This is a genomic window from Streptomyces sp. NPDC051555 (genome assembly GCF_044454405.1).
Classification (GTDB): Bacteria; Actinomycetota; Actinomycetes; order Streptomycetales; family Streptomycetaceae; genus Streptomyces.
This window is the reverse complement of record NZ_JBITDP010000002.1, coordinates 163975-178136: the sequence shown is the minus strand read 5'-3', so window position 1 is coordinate 178136 and position 14162 is coordinate 163975. Positions and strand designations below refer to the sequence as shown.

Genomic DNA, 14162 nt, shown 5'->3' with positions numbered 1-14162 from the left:
AGGATCGTCCAAAGTGGACGGCGTCGGTGGGCGAGAAGGCGATCTCCGGGCCATCGGGCCGCTGGCCTGAAGGGGCCGTTGCGGAGCGCACGGCTGCGCAACGACCCCTGATCGGCGACCCGCGCGGTCTCCCCTAGTGCGGCACGACCGTGACGGTCTGTCGGGCCTTCACCGCGGGGCGCGGGGCCGGCACGCGGGCCAGACTGGCGCTGATCATCGCCGCGGCACGGCCCACGGCCCCGCCGAGCGGGGCGATCCGCTTGCCGTCCAGGGAGCTCGCGGCCACGGCCGCGACCACCTGGCCCGAAGCCGAGAGGATCGGCGCGGCCACGCACGACAGCGGGCCCACGCACTGCCCGTACTGGAAGGCGAGACCCTCCTCGCGGGCCCGTGCGACCTCGCGCACCCACGTGGCCCGCGTCCACCCCTCGGGGTACTGCGCCACGGGAGTGGAGGCGGCCAGGACCAGCTCGGCCGCGCTCCCGGGCGGCAGGACGACGCCGGAGCGGAGCGGAAAGACATCGTCCACTTCACCGCGTATGCTGCCGACGACGATGGTGTGGCCCGCCTCGGGCACCGATACGCTGAAGCTCAAACCACTTGCTGTGGAGGCGAGTTCACGGAGCGGTCGAGCCGCTGCCGCGCTGAGCGTGCGCGCGGGGTGCCATGCCTGCCCCAGTCGGAACGTCCTCGGGCCCAGACAGTACCGGCCTTCGCGGCTCTGTACCGCGCCGAGTGCGACCAACTGCCCGAGCAGCCGGTGGGCGGTGGCCTTCGGCAGTTCCGCGTCTGCCGCCAACCGGGTCAATCCGACCTCGTCGTCATGTGCGAGTACCTCCATCAATGCGAACGCGCCTTCGAGCACGCCACGGCCTTCTGTACTGGATCTAGCCATGAGAGGTTCCCCCGTCTCACGCTGGTCCCATCGATCGGATGGTTCCAGAATTCCCCGTTCGTCCCAGCTCAGGGGGTAGAGCGGTGTGTCCCTCCCCCGTCCGCCGGTCCGTTGAATGGACTAGATCATTGCCCGTGGTTCGAAATCGCGCCACTGTGTCATCAGCCAAGTGACGGACGTTACGACGCCCTCCGGGTGTCTTGACAACCGTCGCGCCGGATCGAAACAAGGAGGATTCCTATGAGCGCCATCAAGACCAGCGCGAAGCAGTTCAAGTACGTCATGGGTGCCATGACGTCGGTGTTCTTCTCGTACTGCTCCGTCAGCTAACACACGGCACGCATGGGGGGTGGGGGCGGATTCCGCTCCCACCCCCTCGCTACATCCAAGGGAGCAAAGAGTGCTGGAGACCGGTGTCCGGCAGGTACGCGTGGCGCTGTCCATGGTGTTCGGCCGGCGGTTGAGCGTACGGGCCGTGGAGCGGCTGGTCGCCGATGCCCTTGCCACGCTCGACGAGTTCGGCTCGTTGGGCGACGACGTGGACGAACTGGCCGACGGCCCGTTCGCCGACCCGGACGAGCGCAGGGACCTGCAGAACCGCGCGCTCCGGCGGACCGTGCGCAAACTCGCCAAGCGCTCGCCCTTCTACCGCGAGCGGCTCGCGGGAGTGGACCTCGACGCGCTGACCATCGACACGCTCACCAGCATCCCGGTGACGCGCAAGGCCGATCTGATCGAGCGTCCCGACGAATTCCTGTGCAGCCCCCCGTACTTGGCGACGCAGACGACCGGTACCACCGGTCGCCCCGTCCAGATCTGGCTGTCCCGCTACGAGATGGAACTCTGGCCCGCGCTGATCGCGCTGTCCCTCGTCCTGCGCGGCGAACTCGGCCCCGGCGACCGGATGCAGATCAACCTCTCCTCCCGTGCCACGGCCGCCGTGCAGGAGGACGTCGCGGTGTGCCGGCTCGCCAACGCCTCGTGCCACGTCGTGGGGCAGATACCGCCGGACGAGTCCGTCGAGCACCTGCTCGGCCGGGACGGCGTCCAGCCCACCATCCTCACCGGCGCCCCGAGTTACCTGGGCCAGCTGGTGACCGCCGCACGCCGCAGCGGCTACGGCCCCGACGACTTCGGGCTGCGGGCGATCTACGGCGGCGGGGAAATGCTGTCCCGCAACCTGATGGACGCCCTGCGGGAGACCTTCGGGGCCAAGGTCGTCGGCGACGCCTTCGGCATGACCGAGCTGCTGCCCGTGGGCGGTCGCACCTGTAGCAAGCGCCACCTGCACATCGACCCCAACATGGGTTACGCGGAGGTGCTCGACCTGGACACGGGCGAGCCCGCCGCGCCCGGCCGGCTCGGCGCGCTGACCGTCACGCCGTACTACCCCTACCGGGAGTGCATGCCCGTCCTGCGCTACAACACCGGTGACGTGGTCCGCACCCTGGAGGGTGAGCCGGACTGCGAACTGTCGGTGGTCCCCGCGGTCTCCTACATCCTCGGCAAGGCCGGCCTGTTGCACCGGACCGACGACGGCATCGTGACCCCGCGCGACATCGTGGAGGCGCTCGACGGCACCCCCGGGTTGCCGTTCCCGCTGCGCCACCGGGCGAGCGTCGGGGACGACGGCCGGCTCCACGTGGAGGTCGCCGCCAAGGAGGTCACCGCCGTCGAAGTCGCCGAGCGGCTGCGGGAGCAGCACATCGACGCGGACGTCACGGTCCTGCCCTTGAGCGACGAAGAGGCCGCGCAGCGCTTCCCCCTCCGCTGCGACCTGACGGAGCACACCTTCACCCGGAGCCATGCATGAGCGTCTTCTTCCAGCTCGCGGTCACCTGCTTCCTGGCGCTCGCCGTGTGCGCCGGAGCGGTCTCCTACTTCCGCACCGTCCGCGCGGCGCGGCCGCCGGTCGGCGTCTTCAACGGCCGCGACATCTTCGTGATCATGGGCTTCGTCCTGGCCCTGCCGTACATCTACCTGGCGCTGCCCGGTGGGGTCCTCCCGGTCGTGCTCGCCCTCGTCTTCGCGGGCGGGCTGTCCGTCGGCTACCAACCCCTCATCGGCAACGGCCGCCTGCGCTGGGCGCTGATCGCCGCCCTGATCGCGAGCGTGTACGTCTCCCACACGGCCTTCGGCGAGGCCGCGCCGCCCTACTGGGTGGCGAACAGCTGCGTCGTCGTCCTGGTCGTCGTATCCGCCACGAACCTCAACGTGCAGGGCGGCATGCGGCTGTCCAACGTCGCGTGGTTCCTCCTCGCCCTCACCGTGTACGACGCCTTCTTCGCCTGGGTCGTGCCGCTGACCGAGGAACTGGCCGACGCCGTCCAGGGCTATCCGTACGCTCCGGCCGCCGGTCTGCGCATCGGGGACGACCTGGGCGCCGTGGTGGGCATGGGCGACCTGCTCGCGTACGCCCTCTTCACCACCTGCGCCTACAAGGCGTACGGGAAGGTCGGGCTGCGCGTCGGGCTCGTGCTGGTCACCGTCTTCGGCGCCGTCGCGCCCGTGGTCGTGCTGAAGGTCATCACCGAGGTGCTCGGGCACGAACCGGCGCTCATCCCGGCCCAGGTCGTCTTCGGGCCGGCGGCCTTCCTCGGCTACCGGTACCTGCGCCGCCGCGGCCCCGAGCGGCGCATGGCCGACGTGGTCCTCCCGCGCGATCGCGCGGCGGCCCCGCCGGCCACCGCGGGCTGAGGGCGCGATCTCCCCGCGGCATGGTCAGTCGGCGGAGCCCGCGCCCAGCGCCGCCTCGACCGCCGCCTCGGCGTGCAGCCGGGCCGTGGGGAAGAGCGGTACGGGGCTGTCCGCGGGGCCGAGCAGGAGCTCGATCTCGGTGCACCCGAGGATCACCCCCTCGGCGCCGCGGGCGACCAGCTCACCGACGACCCGCCGGTAGGCCCCCCGCGAGGCCTCGCGGACGACACCCAGGCAGAGCTCCTCGTAGATCACCCGGTGTACGAGCGCACGTCCCTCCGGGTCGGGGACGAGGACGTCGAGCCCGCTCGCCGCGAGGCGGCCCCGGTAGAAGTCCTGCTCCATGGTGAAGGCGGTGCCCAGGAGCCCCACCCGGCTCAGCCCCGCGGCCCGGACGGCGTCCGCGGTGGCGTCCGCGATGTGGAGCAGCGGCACCGGGGTCGCGGCCGCGACGGTGTCCGCGACCTTGTGCATCGTGTTGGTGCAGATGAGCAGCAGATCGGCGCCGGCCGCCGCCAGCGACCGGGCGGCGTCGGCGAGCGCCTCGCCGGCCTCGGCCCACCGTCCCTCGGCCTGGTACCGCTCGATCTCCGCGAAGTCCACGGAGTGGAGCACGCAGCGCGCCGAGTGCAGGCCGCCGAGCCGCTCGCGCGTGCGCTCGTTGAGGATCCGGTAGTACTCGGCGGTCGACTCCCAGCCCATGCCCCCGATCAGCCCGATCGTCTTCATGCCCATGTCCATCCCCGTACTCCTCGTGCTGCCACTGCCGATACGGGGAGTATAAGCCAGGTCGCTGCTAGGCCGTAAATGCATAAGGATCGCTTTGATGGTGGGTGGGTGGCTGCCGCGATGGCCGGCCTGAGGGGCGCATCGACATCGGTGGGTCCTGGCGTCAGCCGCCGCTGCCCCGCCAGATGTTGTCGAAGGCCGCCTCCTCGACGGAGCGGCGCTGGCGTACGGCCGCCAGCTCCACCAACGCGTCGCTGACGGTGGCCAGTACGGTCGCCACGGCGTCGTCATCCACGTCGGTCACGTCGTCCACGTCGGTCACGTCGGTCAGGTCCGGCGAGTCCGCGGCCCGGACCCCGCGGGGCAGGACCCCCAGGGCTTGCGCGAGCGTCGCCAGGACGGGGTCGTCCGATGCCCAGCGCTCCGCGGCCGCGCTGCGCTCGGCCGAGTCGACCAGCTCCGCCTCGCCCGCCCGGAAGGAGAGCCCGCGGCGGCGCGGGCGGACGAGCTGCCCGTCCGCCTCCAACCGGGCCCGGTAGACCGCGGACAGGCCGCGCCCCCTGCGCCACAGCCAGTCGGCCACCGACTCGTGGGGCGCCTCGCGGACGATCGCTCCGGCGGCCTCGGCCAACAGCCGGTCGTCCGGTGCGGGTCGGTCACCCGGCACGATGTGGTCACCGTCCAGCAGGACGGTCCGGGCGGCGAGGAGGTCGATCACCTCGGCCCCGGCGAGCGCGAGCGAAAGCTCGCCCTGTTCGAGCGGCCGGCCCGCCTCCATGTCCGTGGCGACGATCAGCAGGTCCCGAGGTGTCGTCATGAAGAGCCCCTTCCGGTCACACGGGCGGTCCTGCGTCGATTATGGATCGGCCCGGCCCCCGATCGCCGCCCGACAGCCCTGCGGTCGTGCTCCGTCCGCGATTCGTAAGGACTGGCACAGGGGGGGTGCGATCGTGGGCGTCGTGAACGAACGGGTGGAGCGGGTGGACGAGCAGGATCGGATCCTGGCGGTCGTGGACCGCGAGGAGGCCGTGCGCCGGGGGTGGCTGCACCGCATCGCGACGACGATCTGCCGCGATCGGCAGGGGCGGGTGCTGGTCCACCGGCGGCCCGAGGGCACGGCCCGGTTCCCCGGTCTCCACGACGTGATGTTCGGCGGGGCCGTGGAGGTCGGCGAGTCCTACGAGCAGGCGGCGACCCGGGAGTTGGCCGAGGAGCTGGGGATCCACGTGCCCGTGCGCCCCGTGTGCAGGTTCCTGTGCCGAGGGGCCATCAGCCCGTACTGGCTCGGTGTGCACGAAGCCGTGATCACGGGCGGGGTGATGCCCGATCCGGGCGAGGTCGCCTGGCACGCCTGGCTGACGGAGCCGGAGTTGCGCGAGGCGGTGCGGCAGTGGAGCTTCGTGCCGGACGGGCAGCAGGCGTACGGTCGTTACCTCGCGCAGCGGGGCCCGGGCCCGGCTGCCCTCGGCGGACCGGGGGCCGGTCGGTGATGGCCGTGGACGACGGCGTGGCCCTTGCCGCGGGCGATCATCCACGTGTCGACCGGGGCCGTGACGGCCCGCCGCCGTCGTCCCCTCAGCCGAGGGTCGTCGCCAGCAGGGCCGCCGTTTCGGCGATCAGGGCGTTGTCGGCCGTGGCGTCGGGCGCGTGCTTCGTCGTCAGCACGGCCATGACGACGGGCGGCCGGCCCGGGGGCCAGGCGATGCCCGCGTCGTTGTTGGTGCCGTACTTGCCGCCCCCGGTCTTCTCCGCGACGAGCCAGTCGGCGGGCAGGCCGGCCCGGAGCTTCGCGCCGCCCGTGGTGTTGGCCAGCAGCCAATCGGTGAGCCGAGTGCGGTCCGCCGGCGTGAGCGCCGTGCCGAGGGCGAGACGTGCGTAGGTCTGCCCGAGGGCGAGGGGCGTGGAGGTGTCCGTCGTGCGCCACGGCTCGGCCGAGTTCAGGTCCGGCTCCCAGCGGTCGAGGCGGGTCGTCCGGTCTCCGACGGACCGGCAGAAGCGGGTGATCGCGTCCGGCCCGCCCACCTCGCGCAGGAGGAGGTTGGCGGCGGCGTTGTCGCTGTAGCGGATCGCGGCGGCGCACAGTTCCTCGACGGTCAGGCCGCCGGCGAGGTTCTCGGGCCGGCCGGTGACCGGCGCGTACCCCGACGCGGTGACGTCCTCCTCGGTGTACCGGATGCGGTGGGCCAGGAACTCCCCGTCCCGGTCCAGGTCGCGCAGCACGGCCGCGACCGCCAGCGTCTTGAAGGTCGAGCAGAGCGGGAAGGTCTCGGTCGAGCGGTACCGGACGCTCCGCCCCGTCGCCGTGTCGTGGGCGAACACCCCCAGCCGGGCGGAGTACCGCCGCTCCAGGGCGGCCAGCCGCAGGTCGAGCGCGCCCTCGCCGTCGGGGGCGGCGGGGGCGGCGTGCGCGCTGGCGCCCGCGACCGGGCCGACCGCCAGCGCGGCCCCGACGCCGGCGCCCCAGGCGAGGGCGGTTCGTCGGGAGGGGGGCGGAGTCGAAGCGTTCGTCCCGTGGGTGAGGTCGGAGGTGCTCAAAAGTGTCCAATCCCTGTATGTGTGGCGTTACATACAGGACTGGACATAGGGGGGTATCGGTTCCCGGAACACTGGTACAAAGCGGTTGCTCTGGGACCGCGCTCGGAGTGGCTCCGTGTGCCGCGTGGCGCCCACCCCCTTGACTGGGGGCTTCCCGTACGCCGACGTTCCCCTACGAAAGGCATTTCCATGCGCTCCGTAGCCTCTGCACTGACCGCCCTCGCCGCCTTCGCCGTCGTCATCGGCGGCGCCTCCGCCGCCAGTGCCGATGTCAACGTGATCGTCCCCGAGGGCAACTCGTACACGCTGGTCTTCGGCAACTGGACCCAGTTCGCGGCCGACGACGTCTTCAACGCCGGTCACAACAACACGGTCGGCTCCAACAACTGACCTGGCCCGATCCGGCCTGATCTGTTCTGATCAGGCCCGGCCTTGGCCCGCGGGCTCGCCGTTCGACGGTGGGTACGCGGGCCGCGCCGGTTCCTGTGCCTGTGCCGAAAGCCGTACGGGAGCCGAGGGCAGCGGCGGGAGGGTCGGCTCGTACAACCAGGCGGCGAGCAGGTCCTCCACCGGCTCGGTCGCGTAGCGGGCCGCATGGGCGGTGAAACCCGCGGTCGCGACCACGCCGTGGCGGTGCGCGGTGGCCCAGTCGCGCAGCATCCGGAAGAACGGGCCGTCGCCCAGGGCGCAGCGGACGGCGTGCACGGCGAGGCCGCCGCGCTGGTAGAGACGGTCGTCGAACATCAGCTTGCGCCCGGGGTCGGCCAGCGTGAGGTCCTGCGGCTGCGCGGCCAGCAACCGGTGCGCGGAAGCCGCCAGGTCGTGCGCGGTGCGGCCGCCGGAGCGCTCCGACCAGATCCACTCCGCGTACTTCGCGAAGCCCTCGTTCAGCCAGATGTGCCGCCAGTCGGCGATGCTCACGCTGTTGCCGAACCACTGGTGCGCCAGCTCGTGCGCGACCAGGCGTTCCGAACCGCGGGCGCCGTCCACGTGATTGGCGCCGAAGAGGGAGAGCCCCTGGGCCTCCACCGGAACGTCCAACTCCTCGTCGGCGACGACCACCACGTACTCGCCGAAGGGATAGGGGCCGAAGAGCTCCTCGAACAGCCGCATCATCTCGGGCTGTCGGGCGAAGTCGCGGGAGAAACGGGTCAGCAGGTGCGCCGGGACGTGGGCGCTCTGCGGAACACCGCCGAGCCCCGGGTCCCCGAGCAGCACGGTCTGGTAGGTGCCGATCGCCAGCCCGACCAGATAGCTGGAGGTCGGCGCGGGCTGCTCGTACACCCAGGTCGTGGTGGAGGCCTTCGTCGTCCGGGTGAGCAGCCGCCCCACGGCCACCACGGTGTAGGGGGAGGGCACGTTGATCGAGATCTGGTAGGAGGCCTTGTCGGCGGGCCGGTCGTTGCAGGGGTACCAGGACGGCGCCCCGACCGGCTGGCTGGCCACCAGCGCGCCGTCGGTCAGCTCCTCCCAGCCGATCCCGCCCCACGGGCTGCGGACCGGCTTGGGGTTGCCCACCCAGTGCACGTCCACGGTGAAGGCCGTGCCGGCGGGCAGCGGTTTGACGGGCCGCACCAGGAGCTTTCCGGCCCGGTGCACGGAGTGCGTCGGGCGGCCGTCGACCAGGACCCGCCCTATTTTGAACTCGGCCAGGTTCAGGTGGAACTCGGTGAGCGGCGCCCGGCCCGCGATCGCACTGATCCGGGCCGTCCCGGCGAGCCGGTTGGGGCGGGGGCGGTATTCCAGAGCGAGTTCGTACCGGTGCACGCGGTAGCGGGGGTCTCCGTTGGCCGGAAAGTACGGGTCGGATGCCGTGGTCGTCTGGCCGCTCATTGACGCTTCCCGTTCCCTGCGCTGTGCCCGGGCCCTCTCAGGTCCGCCACGCCTCGATCGGATTGCCCAGCCAACGGGTGCCGGCGGGTACGGATTCACCGGCCATCACGAGCGAGGCGGGACCCAGTGTGCTGTGGGCGCCGATCATGCTTCCGGGCAGGACGATCCCGCCCGGGCCCAGGGTGGCGCCCTCGTGGAGGACCACAGTATCCGTCCTCAAGATCCGGTCGTGGAAGAGGTGCGTCTGCAACACGCAGCCCCGGTTCACGCTGACCGCGTCGCCCAGCGCCACCAGGTCCGTTTCGGGCAGCCAGTAGCTCTCGCACCACACGCCCCGGCCGATCCGCGCCCCGAGTGCGCGCAGCCACAGGGTCAGCAGCGGAGTACCGGGCACCGATCCGGCCAGCCAGGGCACGGCGAGCACCTCGACGAAGGTGTCCGCCAGTTCGTTGCGCCACACGAAACCGCTCCACAGCGGGTGCTCGCCGGCCCGGTGGCGGCCCACCAGCAGCCACTTCGCCGCCACGCTGACCGTGCCCGCGGCCGCGCCCGCGGCGAGCAGCACCGCCCCGGACAGCAGCGCGGTGAGCCCGGTGCCCAGCGCGTCCGGGGCGCTCAGCGCGCACAACGCCGCCACGGTCAGCACCGCCAGCGCCGTCGAGCAGAAGACCGGGAGGAGGCGGCACAGCTCGACCAGGCCGCGCGCCCACAGCAGCCGGGCGGGCGGTTCGTAGGTCCGGCTCTGGTCGCTCGCCGCGGTGGACCGCGGCAGCCGGACCGGCGGCAGACCCAGGTAGGAACTGCCCTTCTTCGCCTTCTTCGGGGTCGCCGACAGTACGCCGACCAGCCCGCCGTCCGGCACGGTGCGGCCGGGTGCGGTCATGCCGGAGTTCCCGAGGAACGCCCGGCGGCCGATCGCCGAGTGCCCGATCCTGATCCAGCCGCCGCCCAGTTCGTACGGGGCGGTCAGGGTGTCGTCGGCGAGGAACGCGCCTTCGCCCACGGTGGTCAGGCTCGGCAGCGCGAGCACGGTGGAGACCTCCGCGCCCCGGCCGATCTTCATGCCGAGCAGCCGCAGCCAGACCGGCGTGATCAGCCCCGCGTACAGGGGGAAGAGCGTCTCCCGGGACAGGTCCATCAGCTGGGTGATCGTCCAGGCCTGCCAGCCGACCCGGCTGTGCGTGGGGTGGACGCCCGTGCGCAGGCCCAGGCTGAGCAGCCGTACGGAGATCAGGAGCAGCAGTGCGTAGGCGCACCCGAAGGCCAGGGCCCCGGGGACGACGGCGAGCAGGGCTCCGCGCAGGGCCGCGGCGGCGCCCGCGTCGGCGGGCACGAACCGGCTCGCCACGAGCAGGGCGGGCAGGGCCGCCAGCACCGGCAGGGCCGTCAGGCAGAACCCCGACGCCCCGTAGGCGGCGCCCCAGCGCAGCGGGCGCGGCGGCCGGTTCCCGGGCCAGTTGTGCTTCGCCCTGCCGAGCTTGACGGCGGGCGCCCCGGCCCACCGCTGGCCGGTGGGGACCTGGCCGGACACCGCGGAACCGGGGGCCACCTCGGCCCGCTTGCCGACCCGGGCACCGGGGAAGAGCAGGCTGCGGGTGCCGACGACGGCGCCGGCGCCGACCTTCACCGGGCCGATTTCGAGCCGGTCCCCGTCCAGCCAGTGGCCGGCGAGGTCCACCTCGGACTCGACGGCGCAGCCCCGGCCGAGCTTGAGCATGCCCGTCACCGGGGGCAGCGCGTGGAGGTCCACGTCGGGACCGATCTTGGCGCCGAGCGCCCGTGCGTAGCGCACCAGCCAGGAACCGCTGAGCGAGGTCGCACCGGCGTACTCGGCCAGCCGTTCGGCCGTCCACAGCCGCAGGTGCACGCTGCCGCCGCGCGGGTAGTGCCCCGCGGTGACCCCGCGCAGCAGCAGCCGGGCGCCGCCCGCCGCGATCGCGAGCCGGCCGGGCGGGCTGAACAGGAGCACCGCGCCGGCGCCGACGAGCCACCAGGAGGCGGTGGGCGCCCACGGGTAGGACCCGAACCGGTGCAGGACGTTGCCCAGCGCCAGCAGCGCGACGGACCAGCGCAGCCCGACCAGGGTGAAGAGGGGGAGCAGCAGCAGCGACTGCACCACCTGGGACCGGAGCGGGACGGGTGCGACGACCCGGGCCGCGCCGTCGTCGCGTACCGACTTCTCCAGGCGCCGGGCCAGTTTGCGCAGGGTGGGCTGTTGATAGATGTCGAGGACGGCCGCGCGCGGGTAGCGGGTGCGCAACCGGGTGGTGAGCTGGGCGGCGGCGAGGCTGTTGCCGCCGATCGCGAAGAAGTCGTCGGCGCCGCCGCTGACGGCCACGCCGAGGGTCTCGCTCCACTGCTCGGCGAGCCAGGCCTCGGTCCCGTACAACTGTTCGGTGGGGCCGGTGGTCTCCAGGTCGGGCAGCGGCCAGGGCAGGGCGTCGCGGTCCACCTTCCCGGAGGTCCGGGTCGGCAGTTCGTCGACCGGTGCGAGCAGCGGCACGAGCGCGGCCGGCAGCTCGGCGCGCAGCCGCTCGACGGCCGAGGCGCGGTCCCAGCCCTCCTGGGTGACGAGGTAGCCGACGAGCAGCTGGTTGCCGCTGCGGGCCGTGCGGACGGCCGCGGCCGCGCCGGCGACGCCGGGCAGGGCCTGGAGTGCGGAGTCCACCTCGCCCAGCTCGATCCGGCGCCCGCCGAGCTTGATCTGTTCGTCGCCGCGGCCGAGGAAGACCAGCCCCTCGGGTTCGGCCCGTACGAGGTCCCCGCTGCGATAGGCGCGCTCCCAGCCGAGGGACTCCAGGGGCGCGTACTTCTCGGCGTCCTTCTGCGGGTCGAGGTAGCGCGCCAGGCCGACGCCGCCGATCACCAGCTGGCCGCTGCCGCCCATCGGCACGGGCTCGCCGGCCTCGTCGACCACCGCCAGCTCCCAGCCGTTCAGCGGGAGGCCGATCCGGACCGGCTCCGCTCCGGTGAGGAGCGAGGCGCAGGCGACGACGGTGGCCTCGGTGGGGCCGTAGGTGTTCCAGACCTCCCGGCCCTCGGTGACCAGGCGCTGGGTCAGCTCGGGCGGGCAGGCCTCGCCGCCGAAGATCAGCAGCCGGACCTCGTCGAGGGCCTCGGGCTCCCAGAGCGCGGCCAGCGTCGGCACGGTGGAGACCACGGTGATCTCCTGCTCCATCAGCCAGGGGCCGAGATCGGCGCCGCTGCGCACCTGGGAGCGCGGTACGGGCACGAGGCAGGCGCCGTAGCGCCAGGCCAGCCACATCTCCTCGCAGGAGGCGTCGAAGGCGACCGACAGCCCCGCCATCACCCGGTCGCCGGGCCCGATCGGCTCCTCGACGAGGAACAGCGCGGCCTCGGCGTCCACGAAGGCGGCGGCGCTGCGGTGGCTGACGGCGACGCCCTTGGGCTTGCCGGTGGACCCGGAGGTGAAGATGATCCACGCGTCGTGCTCGGGGCCGGGGCGCGCGGCGTCGGCCGGGCCCCGCGCGGGGCCGGTGAGGTCGATCCGGTGCCCGGCGCCCAGCACGGCCCGGACCCCGGCCTCGCCGAAGACCAGCTCGGCCCGCTCGTCGGGGTCCTCCGCGTCGACCGGCACGTAGGCGGCGCCGGCCGCGAGCACGGCGAGGATCGCCACGTACAGCTCGTTGGTCCCCGACGGCACCCGTACGCCGACCCGGTCGCCCGGTCCCACCCCGGCGGCCGCCAGGGCGCGCCGTCGCCGTTCGACCTCGACGGCCAGCGCGCGGTAGGTCAGCCGCTCGGCGCCGTCGTCCAGGGCGGGCTCGTCCGGGTGCGCGCGGACGGTGGCTTCGAGGACGTCGATCAGGGTGCGGGCCGGGGCCGCGGGCCCCGCGCCGAAGAGCGCGGACTTGCCGCCGTCCCCCCGCTCCCGTGTTCCGTGCTGCGTGCTCCCGTCGACGAGCAGTGTCAGTTCACCGTTCTCGGGTGTGGCTGCCATCGGCCCTCGCGTCTCGGTCCCGGAAACGTCCGGGTCGCCGGTGGAGCCCAGGTTTGCCAGGGTTGTTCCGGTCCAGCACCAAACAGCCGGTCAGTCTACTGCCGCGATCAGGGGTTCTCCCGCCGAACCCGTCCGTGCGGCGCAAAAGGGAGCGTCCTGCGCTTGCGCGGCGGGCCCGGTTCAGGGGGCTGCGCCCAGTGCAGGAGGGGGCCGGTCATGACGGTGGTGATCAGTGCCATGAAGACCATCACGGTGAACATCCTGGAGTCCAGTACCCGGAGCGACAGCCCCACGTTCAGGATGACGAGTTCGGTCAGACCGCGAGCATTGAGGAGGATGCCGAGGGTGGTCGACTCGCGCGTCGTCGCCCCGGTGAGCCGGGCGGCGCCGAAGGCGCCCGCGAACTTGCCCGCGCACGCCACGGCGACCGCGGCCGGCAGCATGAGGGCGCCCTGCCGGCCGAGGCCGCCGAGGTCGGTCGAGAGCCCGGTCACGGTGAAGAAGGCGGGCAGCAGGAAGAGGCTGGTCTGTTCGATGCGCTCCGGCACCTGCGGCGCGAGGGCGTCGACGTGCCGCCGCGGGACGACGGCGCCGAAGGCGAAGGCGCCGAACACCGCGTGCAGGCCCATCCCTTCGGTGGCCCACGCGCTCAGCAGCAGCCCGATGACGAGCGCCGCGTGGGTGACCGGGGCGCCGGCCCAGCGCCGCTCGGGCGCCAGCAGCCACCGCAGGCCGGGCCGGACGACGTGGAAGAGGGTGCAGACGAACGCGGCCGACTCGACGACCAGCCACCCCAGCGGCCCCCAACCGGTGGCCCGCACGAGGGCGACCACCACGGCGAGGACGCACCAGGCGAGGAAGTCCTGGATCGCGGCGCAGGCCAGCGCCACCGCGCCGAGCCGGCTCTTGTTCAGGCCGCGCTCGTCGATGATCCGGGCCAGCACGGGAAACGCGGTGATGGACATCGCCACGCCGAGGAACAGGGCCGGCTCCAGCAGCCGATCGCTCTCCAGCTCCGCCGTGATGAAGGTCGGTTCCAGGACGACGGCCAGGCCGATGCCCAACAGGAAGGGCAGCGTGACGGAGGACAGGGAGACGGCCGTCACCTGCTGGCCGGCGCCCCGCAGATGGGACCGATCGAGCTGGTAGCCGACCCCGAACATGAAGAGCACCAGGCCGAGTTGGGACAGCATCTGGAGGAAGGGACGCACATCGGCGGGGAAGAGCAGAGCCGTGAGGTCGCCCGGGAGCAGCCCGAGGAGGCTGGGCCCCAGAGCGATTCCCGCGACGATCTCGCCGACCACGGCGGGCTGGTGGACCCACCGGGCGAGCCGGCCGAAGGCGTGGGCGACGGCGAGGATGACCGCCAGCCCGAGCAGCACGCCGCCGGTGACGGCGTTCATGGCCTCACCTGCCCGCGGTCGCCCCGGTCCGAAGTGGTACCGACGCGAAGATAGCGGACGCTCCGAAGGCCGGCAGCGTCCTCGGGGTCATGCCGCGCGACATCGTGAG

The 14162-nt window shown here is 72.8% G+C and carries 11 protein-coding genes; 4 read left to right on the top strand and 7 right to left on the bottom strand.

The window, feature by feature from the left end; genetic code table 11:
* Positions 1-133: 133 nt before the first annotated feature.
* Positions 134-841, bottom strand: coding sequence for an IclR family transcriptional regulator (locus tag ACIBEA_RS05350; protein ID WP_399258202.1), 708 nt, complete (start codon positions 839-841; stop codon positions 134-136).
* Positions 842-1295: 454 nt separating this feature from the next.
* Here ACIBEA_RS05350 and ACIBEA_RS05345 point away from each other — a divergent pair, with 454 nt between their 5' ends.
* Entirely contained in the window at positions 1296-2708 is a 1413-nt protein-coding gene (locus tag ACIBEA_RS05345; protein WP_399258200.1) for a phenylacetate--CoA ligase family protein, read from the top strand.
* On the top strand, positions 2705-3592 hold the full coding sequence (locus tag ACIBEA_RS05340) for a hypothetical protein (RefSeq protein ID WP_399258198.1): 888 nt from the start codon (positions 2705-2707) through the stop codon (positions 3590-3592). Before ACIBEA_RS05345 ends, ACIBEA_RS05340 begins: the two co-directional genes overlap by 4 nt.
* A gap of 24 nt (positions 3593-3616) precedes the next feature.
* Here the strand turns inward: ACIBEA_RS05340 and ACIBEA_RS05335 are convergent, their stop codons facing one another.
* Both ACIBEA_RS05335 and ACIBEA_RS05330 read right to left on the bottom strand, forming a co-directional pair.
* Entirely contained in the window at positions 3617-4321 is a 705-nt protein-coding gene (locus ACIBEA_RS05335; protein ID WP_399259034.1) for an aspartate/glutamate racemase family protein, read from the bottom strand.
* A 163-nt stretch (positions 4322-4484) separates the two neighbouring features.
* Positions 4485-5138: a GPP34 family phosphoprotein gene (locus ACIBEA_RS05330; RefSeq protein ID WP_399258196.1), complete on the bottom strand. Its 654-nt coding sequence runs from the start codon at positions 5136-5138 to the stop codon at positions 4485-4487.
* Positions 5139-5280: 142 nt separating this feature from the next.
* Between ACIBEA_RS05330 and ACIBEA_RS05325 the strand changes: the two genes are divergently transcribed.
* The gene (locus ACIBEA_RS05325) at positions 5281-5811 is read left to right on the top strand and encodes an NUDIX hydrolase (RefSeq protein ID WP_399258194.1); all 531 of its coding nucleotides are present in this window, start codon (positions 5281-5283) and stop codon (positions 5809-5811) included.
* Positions 5812-5896: 85 nt separating this feature from the next.
* Here the strand turns inward: ACIBEA_RS05325 and bla are convergent, their stop codons facing one another.
* The gene (bla, locus tag ACIBEA_RS05320; protein ID WP_399258192.1) at positions 5897-6856 is read right to left on the bottom strand and encodes a class A beta-lactamase; all 960 of its coding nucleotides are present in this window, start codon (positions 6854-6856) and stop codon (positions 5897-5899) included.
* A 189-nt stretch (positions 6857-7045) separates the two neighbouring features.
* On the opposite strand from bla, the gene ACIBEA_RS05315 reads away from it, so the two are divergent.
* Positions 7046-7246, top strand: coding sequence for a chaplin (locus ACIBEA_RS05315; RefSeq protein ID WP_399258190.1), 201 nt, complete (start codon positions 7046-7048; stop codon positions 7244-7246).
* A gap of 30 nt (positions 7247-7276) precedes the next feature.
* On the opposite strand, the gene ACIBEA_RS05310 is transcribed toward ACIBEA_RS05315, so the two are convergent.
* The 3 genes from ACIBEA_RS05310 to ACIBEA_RS05300 form a co-directional block, all read right to left on the bottom strand.
* Positions 7277-8689 carry a M1 family metallopeptidase gene (locus ACIBEA_RS05310; RefSeq protein ID WP_399258188.1) on the bottom strand — a complete coding sequence of 471 codons (1413 nt, stop codon included), beginning with the start codon at positions 8687-8689 and terminating at the stop codon, positions 7277-7279.
* 37 nt (positions 8690-8726) lie between these two features.
* Complete coding sequence (locus tag ACIBEA_RS05305; protein ID WP_399258186.1) at positions 8727-12650, bottom strand: Pls/PosA family non-ribosomal peptide synthetase; 3924 nt, start codon at positions 12648-12650, stop codon at positions 8727-8729.
* Positions 12651-12757: 107 nt separating this feature from the next.
* Complete coding sequence (locus ACIBEA_RS05300) at positions 12758-14053, bottom strand: cation:proton antiporter (protein WP_399258184.1); 1296 nt, start codon at positions 14051-14053, stop codon at positions 12758-12760.
* Positions 14054-14162: the final 109 nt, after the last annotated feature.

Bases quoted from the DNA above. Each gene is read 5' to 3' on its own strand.
- ACIBEA_RS05315 (WP_399258190.1), top strand. From the start codon at position 7,046: ATGCGCTCCGTAGCCTCTGCACTGACCGCCCTCGCCGCCTTCGCCGTC.
- ACIBEA_RS05330 (WP_399258196.1), bottom strand. From the start codon at position 5,138: ATGACGACACCTCGGGACCTGCTGATCGTCGCCACGGACATGGAGGCG.
- ACIBEA_RS05300 (WP_399258184.1), bottom strand. From the start codon at position 14,053: ATGAACGCCGTCACCGGCGGCGTGCTGCTCGGGCTGGCGGTCATCCTC.
- ACIBEA_RS05335 (WP_399259034.1), bottom strand. From the start codon at position 4,321: ATGAAGACGATCGGGCTGATCGGGGGCATGGGCTGGGAGTCGACCGCC.
- ACIBEA_RS05305 (WP_399258186.1), bottom strand. From the start codon at position 12,650: ATGGCAGCCACACCCGAGAACGGTGAACTGACACTGCTCGTCGACGGG.
- ACIBEA_RS05310 (WP_399258188.1), bottom strand. From the start codon at position 8,689: ATGAGCGGCCAGACGACCACGGCATCCGACCCGTACTTTCCGGCCAAC.
- ACIBEA_RS05350 (WP_399258202.1), bottom strand. From the start codon at position 841: ATGGAGGTACTCGCACATGACGACGAGGTCGGATTGACCCGGTTGGCG.
- ACIBEA_RS05340 (WP_399258198.1), top strand. From the start codon at position 2,705: ATGAGCGTCTTCTTCCAGCTCGCGGTCACCTGCTTCCTGGCGCTCGCC.